The 355-nt window shown below is 41.1% G+C and carries 1 protein-coding gene; it reads left to right on the top strand.

From position 1 onward, the window contains the following. Nucleotides 1-355 (top strand): DDE-type integrase/transposase/recombinase (locus tag QOS10_RS09565; protein ID WP_283595212.1); only part of this gene is annotated, 355 nt, incomplete at both ends.

The raw sequence follows: 355 nt of genomic DNA, 5'->3' as shown, positions 1-355 counted from the left end.
AGGTTCGGCTACACGTAGTATTAGATCTGTATGGGCAATATCCAGTAAGTTGGTTAATTACGCCAACGGAAACGGCCAAAGGTGCAATCAAGGTATTTGAACAAGCCAGAGTCAGTGAAGGAGGATTAGCTCCGTTAATCCATACGGATCGTGGTTCAGCATACACATCAAAAGCATTTAATCAATACTTGGCCATTAATGGCACATGTCATAGTTACTCTGCACCAAGTACTCCAGCCGATAATGCAGTAATAGAACATTGGTGGGCAGATTTTAAAGCAATATGGATAGCTCACCTACCTAAAGCACAGACATTAACAGAATTAGAGCAACAAGTTGAAACAGGCATTACATA

It is taken from the genome of Limosilactobacillus galli, from assembly GCF_947381495.1.
In the GTDB taxonomy this organism is placed as follows: Bacteria; Bacillota; Bacilli; order Lactobacillales; family Lactobacillaceae; genus Limosilactobacillus; species Limosilactobacillus galli.
Note: the sequence above shows the minus strand (reverse complement) of the source record. Positions and strands in the feature narration are given on the sequence as shown.